The sequence below is a fragment of the Streptomyces sp. NRRL S-378 genome (assembly GCF_000720645.1).
Classification (GTDB): domain Bacteria; phylum Actinomycetota; class Actinomycetes; order Streptomycetales; family Streptomycetaceae; genus Streptomyces.
Genome location: NZ_JOBX01000015.1, coordinates 124,632 through 131,821, shown reverse-complemented (window position 1 = coordinate 131,821; position 7,190 = coordinate 124,632). Strand labels below are relative to the sequence as shown.

The following is a 7,190-nucleotide window of genomic DNA, read 5'->3' as shown; positions in this document are numbered from 1 at the left end:
CTCCCGCTCCGGCAACGCAGCGGCTGTCCGGGCACGACACCACCGCAAGGGGCGGGGACACGGCGGAGTGTCCCCGCAGGACGAGCGCGCGACCCAGCCCGCCTGCCCACGACAAGGCCGCACGCGCCGAGCCGAGGAGACATTCCGCCGGGGCACCGCCCCACACCGTGCACCCCCGCCCAGCAAGAACAGTGGCCACCCCCGGCAAGAGCCGCAGGGCACCCCCGCCCGGCAAGAACAGTGGCCACCCCCGGCGGGAGCCGCAGGGCACCACCGCCCCGCCGGGACAGTGGCCGCCCCCGGCGGGAGCCTCAGCGCACCCAGCCGCTACAGGTCCACGAACTCGGAGCCGATGTCCCGCAGGCGGGTGTGGAGTTCGGTGAAGACGGCCGCCGCCCGGTCACCCGGCCAGTCCGCCGGGAGCAGTTCGCGCGGCAGGCCAGGGTCGGCGTACGGCAGGCGGCGCCAGCTGTCCAGCGCGAGGAGGTAGCCGCGGTAGGCCTCCTCCGGCGTGGGCCGGGGGCCCGACTGGAGCGCGCGCAGAGCCGGCTCGTGCAGGTCGAGGAACTCTTCGTGCTGCTTGGCCAGCGCGGCCAGGTCCCACCACCGGGACACCGCCTCGGCGGTCGGGGCGAAGCCGAGGTGGCCGCCGCGGAACAGCTCCACGTACGGCGTCAGGTGCAGCCGCTCCAGCGTGTGCGCCGTCTCCTCGGCCAGCCGGGCCGGGGCGATCCACACGCCCGGCGCCACCGATCCGAAGCCGAGCCCGGCCAGCCGCGAGCGCAGCAGGTGCCGCTTGTGCCGCTCCTGCTCCGGCACGGAGAACACCGCCACCAGCCATTCGTCCGAGGGCTCCGGGCTGCCGTAGATGCGGCGGTCGCCGTCCTCCAGGAGCCGGCGCGCCTCGCCGGAGAGCTCGTACGCCGCCGCGCCGTCCGCTGCGCGCGCCGGCAGCAGGAAGCCGCGCCGCTTCAGCCGGGACACCGACGAGCGGACCGACGGCGCGTCGACGCCGGCCGCGCCCAGCAGGCGGACCAGCGCGGACACCGGGACCGGCCCCTCGAAGGCCCGCCCGTAGGCTCCGTAGAACGTGACGATCAGGGATCGCGGAGTGTGTTGCTCGACCACGGTTTCACTCTAGGCCGTCGGACCCGCCGGGCCCCGCTCCTTGATCGCGGAGCCGGAAGCGCTGGAGCTTGCCCGTGGCGGTCCGCGGGAGCGCCGGCAGGAAGACGAACGAGCGCGGACACTTGTGCGGGGCCAGTTCCGCCCGCATGAAGGTGCGCAGAGCGTCCTCCGTCAGCACCACCCCCTCCCGGGGGACGGTGTACGCCACGACGATCTGCCCGCGTCGCTCGTCCGGGCGGCCCACCACCGCGACCTCCAGCACGTCCGGGTGGCGCAGCAGGGCCTCCTCCACCTCGGGGCCCGCGATGTTGTAGCCCGCCGAGACGATCATGTCGTCGGCCCGGGCGACGTAGCGGAAGTAGCCCTCACCGTCGCGTACGTAGGTGTCGCCGGTCAGGTTCCAGCCGTCCCGTACGTATTCCGCCTGGCGGGGGTCGGCCAGGTAGCGGCAGCCCACCGGGCCGCGCACGGCCAGCAGGCCCGGTTCGCCGTCGGCGACCGCCCGGCCGGCCCGGTCCACGACACGGGCCTCCCAGCCCGGTACCACCCGCCCGGTGGTACCGGGACGGATGTCCTCGTCGGCGGCGGAGATGAAGATGTGCAGCAGCTCGGTCGCCCCGATGCCGTTGACGATGCGCAGTCCGGTGCGTTCGTACCAGGCCCGCCAGGTGGCGGCCGGCAGGTTCTCCCCGGCCGAGACGCAGCGGCGCAGCGAGGACAGGTCGTACATGCCCACGTCGTACGGGCCGAGGGCGTCCAGCATCGTCCGGTAGGCGGTCGGCGCGGTGAAGAGCACCGTCACCCGGTGCTGGGCGAGCGCCGGCAGCAGCCGGCGCGGCACCGCGTCCTCCAGCAGCAGCGCGGACGCGCCGGCGCGTAGCGGGAAGACGACGAGCCCGCCCAGGCCGAAGGTGAAGCCGAGCGGCGGACTGCCTGCGAAGACGTCGTCGGGCCGGGGCCGCAGCACGTGGCGGGAGAAGGTGTCGGCGACGGCGAGCAGGTCGCGGTGGAAGTGCATGCAGCCCTTGGGCCGCCCGGTGGTCCCGGAGGTGAAGGCGATCAGGGCGACGTCGTCGGCGGAGGTCGGGACGGCCGCGAAGGGCCGTCCGGCGTGTCTCTCCGCCAGCCGGAGCAGGTCGTCGGGGGTGCCGCCGCCGTAGGGGGTGATCCGCAGCCCCGGCACCTCGGCCTTCACCAGGTCGTCCAGCACGTCCGCATGGCACAGGGCGTGCTGCACGCGGGCCATCGCGCACACGGTCGCCAGTTCCTGGGCGCGTTGCTGGGGCAGCACGGTGACGGCCACCGCGCCCGCCTTCATGACGGCGAGCCAGCAGGCGGCGAGCCAGGGGCCGGTGGGGCCGCGCAGGAGGACCCGGTTGCCGGGGACGACACCGAGGTCGGAGGTGAGCACGTGGGCGAGGCGGTCCACGCGGTCGCGCAGACCGCCGTACGTCCACACCGCGCCGGTGCCGTCGCGGAACGCAGGGCGGCCGGCGCCGTCGGGGCCGAACCGGGCGATGGTGGCGTCGAGCAGCTCGGCGCCGCAGTTCAGCCGGTCCGGATAGGCCAGTTCGGGCAGCTCGAAGAGCAGTTCCGGCCAGGCGTCCGCGGGTGGCAGGTGGTCGCGGGCGAAGGTGTCGACGTGAGCGGAAGGCTTGAGGTCCAAGGCGGGTTCGCCCCCCTTGCAGCGGTCCGGAGTGGGGTGGGGCCGGCCGTGCGGTCGTTTCTCCCGGCGACCGCCGGGAGGTACTCCCTGGAGCGTATCGTGATGGTGACGGCAGTCAACAGGACGCGATAGATGCGGGGATGTTCGGATGACCGGATTCGCGCTCGGGGTGGACCAGGAGGAGTGGTGCGGGCGGTTGCGCGCACTGGCGGCCGAACGGCTGAGGCCGCTGGCGGAGAAGGGGGAACCGGGCAGGGTCAACCGGCCGCTGCTGGCGGCCCTGGGTGAGCTGGGCCTGCTGGAGCGGGTGTTCGCCTCGGGCGCGCTGGAACTGTGCCTGTTGCGGGAGTCCCTCGCCTACGGGTGCACGGAGGCCGAGACCGCGCTGGCCCTGCAGGGGCTGGGGGCCCACCCGGTCCTGCGGGCGGGGAGCGAGGCGCAGCGGGAGCGGTGGCTGCCGCGGGTGCGGGCCGGGCGGGCGGTGGCCGCTTTCGCGCTGAGCGAGCCGGGGGCGGGCTCGGACGCGGCGGCTCTGGCGCTGGCCGCGGACCCCGATCCGGCGGGCGGCTGGCGGCTCAGCGGGGAGAAGTGCTGGATCTCCAACGCGCCCGAGGCGGATTTCTACACCGTGTTCGCCCGGACGGGTGAAGGGCCGGGGGCGAAGGGGGTGTCGGCCTTCCTGGTCCCCGCGGACCGCGCCGGGCTCACCGGCGAGCCGCTGGACATGCTCTCCCCGCACCCCATCGGGTCGCTCCGCTTCGACGGGGTCCCGGTCGGCCCGCAGGACCTGCTCGGTGAACCGGGGCGGGGCTTCCGCGTCGCCATGGACACCCTGAACCTCTTCCGGCCCAGCGTCGGCGCGTTCGCGGTGGGGATGGCCCGGGCCGCGCTGGACGCGACGCTCGCCCACACGGCCGGGCGGTCCGCGTTCGGCGGCACGCTGAGCGACCTCCAGGCGGTGGCGCACCGGGTGGCCGAGATGGCCACCCGCACGGAGGCGGCCCGGCTCCTGGTGTACGCGGCGGCGGGGGCGTACGACCGGGGCGCGGCGGACGTGCCGCGGCGGGCGGCGATGGCGAAGCTGCTGGCGACGGAGACCGCGCAGTACGTGGTGGACCACGCGGTCCAGCTGCACGGAGCGGTCGCGCTGCGGCGCGGGCACCTGCTGGAACACCTCTACCGGGAGGTGCGGGCGCCGCGGATCTACGAGGGGGCGAGCGAGGTGCAGCGCACGATCATCGCGAAGGAGCTGTACGGGGCGCTGGGCGCGCCGGTGACGGTGCCGGCGTCGGTGCCCGGCGCGGTGGGGGAGGTGGCCGGGCGATGAGCCTCGACCGGATCAACCCGGCGGAACTGTCGCCGGCGTCGGGTTTCTCGCACGCGGTGGTGGCCACGGGCTCGCGGATGGTGTTCCTGGCGGGACAGACCGCGCTGGACGGCGCGGGCAAGGTGGTGGGGGAGACCCTGCCGGAGCAGTTCGAGACGGCCCTGGCGAACCTCCTGTCGGCCCTGGCCGCGGCGGGCGGTGCGCCGTCGGACCTGGCCCGGGTGACGGTCTACGCGGTCGACGTGGCCGCGTACCGGACGCATGCGGCCGAACTGGGCCGGATCTGGCGGAGGGCAGCGGGCCGCGACTACCCGGCGATGGCCGTCATCGGCGTGGTCCGCCTCTGGGACGACCAGGTCATGGTGGAACTCGACGGGGTGGCGGTCCTCCCGTAGCCCCGGCCGCCCGTTCCCCGGGCTCCGCCCCGGAACCCGCGCCCCACACGCCGGCGGGGCCGGGGCGGCTGCGCCGACGCGGTCTCGGCGCGGTGTGGAGCGGCCGCCCCGCCGGCATGTCTCCCCGGCCCGTCTGCATCGCCGCGCTCGCCCCGGACGCGGGCGAGACCCCGCAGGACCTGATCGGCAAGTTCGACGCGCCGCCGCTCTTCTCCCGCCTCGACAACGAGGAGGGCCGCATCTGGATCTCCCGTGACGGCATCTCCGACTTCGTCGGTGACCTGCCCGAGGCGGAACAGCGAGTGGTGTGGGCGACGCAGGGCGCTCCGCGCGAGGAGGTCCTGGGGTCCACGGTGGACGACGCGGCTTGGAGGTCCAAGCCGAGCTGGTTCCTGATCACCACGCAGGACCGGGCCGTCAACCCGAACTTCAGCGGTTCGCCGCCCAGCGCATGGGCGCCACGTCCGTCGAGGTCGCCTCGGCCCACGTCCCGATGCTGTCCCGCCCCGAGGCGGTCCTGGACCTGATCCGCAACGCAGCCGCCTCCCTCTGATCCGTCCCGCCTCCCTCCAGCGCCCCAGCCCCCGGACTTCCGCCGACGCCCCCGCGTCGAGAAGGAGGGGTTGGAGGCCGGTGACCTGCTGGTGCAGGTGGCGCTGGGGGGCCTGGCCGGTTCGGTCTCCGGCCGCGAGGTGGCGAGCCCCGCACCACGCAACCGCACGGCGCAACCGCCCTCAGCGATTCCGCCGCGCCATCGACGTGACCGTCAGCGGCCCCACTTCCGCCTCCCCGAGGGGCGAGAAGCCGAAGTGCCGGTAAAGCCCGACGTTCGACGGGTCCGCCGTCGTCAGGCAGACCCCCGCCTCGGCGGGGACCGCCGACAGGACGTGGTCCAGCAGGGCGCGGCCCGCTCCGCGGCCCGTGAGGGCCGGGCGCACCCCGATGAACTCCAGGGTCCAGGCGCCCGCCGGAGCGCCGCCCTCGGTGGCGCCCAGGTAGCGCAGCGTTCGCCCGAGGGCCCGCGGCCCGGAGCGCAGCAGGGTGCGGGCCGCCCAGAGCGCGCGGGCCCCGGCGGACGGCGTCGCGCCCGGCGGGGTGAGGACGGCTGCTGCCAGAAGGCGGCCGTCGGCGTCCGAGAGCGCTGTGCGGCGGGCACCGGCGAGGCCGGCGTGGGTGCGCACGGTGTTGCGGAACCAGTGGGTGCGTGCCGAGACCGAGCCGCCGCAGATCCAGGTGACGGCGGGCTCCCGGGCGAACGCGGCGGCCAGCAGGTCGGCGCAGGCGCCCGGCTCGGGATCGGCCTCGATCCGCCACGGAGCCTCAGTCATCGCGCCCTGCCTCCAGCGGAGCCTCGGGCACGAGGTGGCAGACGAGCAGCTTGAGGAAGAACAGCGGCGCGAACCAGGCGAGCGCCAGGGGCACCGGCAGCCAGAACAGGTTGATCAGGACGGCCGCCATCAGTACGGCCATCGCCACCGGCCGCCGCAGCCGGACCGGCGCGAATTCCACGGCAACCGCCCCGCCGAGGAGCAGTGCGGCATTGGCCAGGGTCCACTCGACGTCGCCGACGAGGACGAACAGTCCCATCGCGGCGAGGTGGACCAGGTGCGCCGAGACGAACAGCAGCCGGGCGCGCCGGGCCGCGGGGTCGGCCCGGTGGTACCAGCGCTTGGCGGCGTTGGTGGCGTTGGTCAGCACGCCGCCGATCAGGTCGAGTCCGGCCAGGGCCACCACGACGAGTTGGGCGGTGGACCAGTCGCGGGCGGCCCCCGAGTTCCACACCCCGGTGGCCAGGAGCGCCGCGCAGCCGAGGAGGCCGACGGTTTCCACCACGGTCTCGGAACGGGACTTGCCCGGGCCCATGAACCGTTCCAGACGGCCGGCGAGACCGGGTGGGGTGGCCGGTATGTCCCAGGAGATCCGCAGGTCAGTGCGCATCGCGCGGCTCCTGTCCGGCGGCGGTCGCGCCCCACAGGCCGCGCAGCAGGGTCCACAGCTGCGCCCCCGGATCGCCCGTGCCGGGCGCCGTCGTCATGAGGGCCAGGGCCCAGGCGTCGGCGGCGCGGACGACCGCCGCGGTCGCCGACACCATCAGCGCGTGGTCCACGTCGTCGCGGATCAGTCCGATCCGCCGGCCGTCGGCGACCAGGGCGCCGAACCAGTCGAGCCACGGGCCGCCGGAGGCGCGGCCGATGGCGGCGTCGGCGAGGGCCAGGTCCGCGGGGTGGTCGCCCAGGTGGGTGGCGAGGGCGGCGGAACCGGCGGCGAACCGGGCGCCGAAGTCGTCGGCGTCGCGGGCCGGCTCCCAGGGCCCGAGGGCGTCGAGCAGCCGGTCGAGGACTCCGTCGAGGACGGCGGTGAGGAGGTCGTCCCGGCCGTCGAAGTAGTGGTAGGCGGCGGTCTTGGAGACCCCTGCCGCCTCGATGATCTTGTTGTAGGAGGCACCCTCGGCGCCGTGCTCGGCGAAGTGCCGACGCGCGACTCCCAGGATGTGCTCCCGGCGTTCGGCGGGCAGGCGGTCGAACCGGGGAAGAGGCATGGACCGATCATACGCACCAGTGGGGTGTACCGCTAGTACACCCCACTGGTCTCCGGGTCTGCCGGTCGAGGCGGTAGGGGTGGAAGGGAACGCAGGAACACCTCCCGGCCGATCGGTCCGGCCCGGCCGGCGTCC

Annotated in this window: 8 protein-coding genes; 3 read left to right on the top strand and 5 right to left on the bottom strand. The window is 75.0% G+C overall.

The annotated features are described in order from the left end of the window. Positions 1-327: 327 nt before the first annotated feature. Together IH80_RS0114085 and IH80_RS0114080 are read right to left on the bottom strand one after the other, a co-directional pair. Positions 328-1,128: a PaaX family transcriptional regulator C-terminal domain-containing protein gene (locus IH80_RS0114085; protein WP_030960562.1), complete on the bottom strand. Its 801-nt coding sequence runs from the start codon at positions 1,126-1,128 to the stop codon at positions 328-330. 4 nt (positions 1,129-1,132) lie between these two features. Continuing rightward, on the bottom strand, positions 1,133-2,794 hold the full coding sequence (locus IH80_RS0114080) for an AMP-binding protein (RefSeq protein WP_030960561.1): 1,662 nt from the start codon (positions 2,792-2,794) through the stop codon (positions 1,133-1,135). A gap of 148 nt (positions 2,795-2,942) precedes the next feature. Between IH80_RS0114080 and IH80_RS0114075 the strand changes: the two genes are divergently transcribed. From IH80_RS0114075 to IH80_RS44715, 3 genes are all read left to right on the top strand, one after another. Further along, complete coding sequence (locus IH80_RS0114075) at positions 2,943-4,121, top strand: acyl-CoA dehydrogenase family protein (RefSeq protein WP_051809268.1); 1,179 nt, start codon at positions 2,943-2,945, stop codon at positions 4,119-4,121. Continuing rightward, positions 4,118-4,516 carry a RidA family protein gene (locus IH80_RS0114070; RefSeq protein ID WP_030960558.1) on the top strand — a complete coding sequence of 133 codons (399 nt, stop codon included), beginning with the start codon at positions 4,118-4,120 and terminating at the stop codon, positions 4,514-4,516. Before IH80_RS0114075 ends, IH80_RS0114070 begins: the two co-directional genes overlap by 4 nt. Before the next feature lie 116 nt (positions 4,517-4,632). Further along, positions 4,633-5,043, top strand: coding sequence for a hypothetical protein (locus tag IH80_RS44715; RefSeq protein WP_051809267.1), 411 nt, complete (start codon positions 4,633-4,635; stop codon positions 5,041-5,043). 207 nt (positions 5,044-5,250) lie between these two features. On the opposite strand, the gene IH80_RS40805 is transcribed toward IH80_RS44715, so the two are convergent. From IH80_RS40805 to IH80_RS0114050, 3 genes are read right to left on the bottom strand one after another with little or no spacing between them, the layout of a single operon-like run. Beyond that, positions 5,251-5,844: a GNAT family N-acetyltransferase gene (locus IH80_RS40805; RefSeq protein ID WP_030960556.1), complete on the bottom strand. Its 594-nt coding sequence runs from the start codon at positions 5,842-5,844 to the stop codon at positions 5,251-5,253. Next, on the bottom strand, positions 5,837-6,454 hold the full coding sequence (locus IH80_RS0114055; RefSeq protein WP_030960555.1) for a hypothetical protein: 618 nt from the start codon (positions 6,452-6,454) through the stop codon (positions 5,837-5,839). The genes IH80_RS40805 and IH80_RS0114055 overlap by 8 nt, the downstream gene beginning before the upstream one ends. Next, positions 6,444-7,055 (bottom strand): TetR/AcrR family transcriptional regulator, encoded by a 612-nt coding sequence (locus tag IH80_RS0114050; RefSeq protein ID WP_051809264.1) that lies wholly within the window; start codon positions 7,053-7,055, stop codon positions 6,444-6,446. The genes IH80_RS0114055 and IH80_RS0114050 overlap by 11 nt, the downstream gene beginning before the upstream one ends. Positions 7,056-7,190 lie beyond the last annotated feature (135 nt).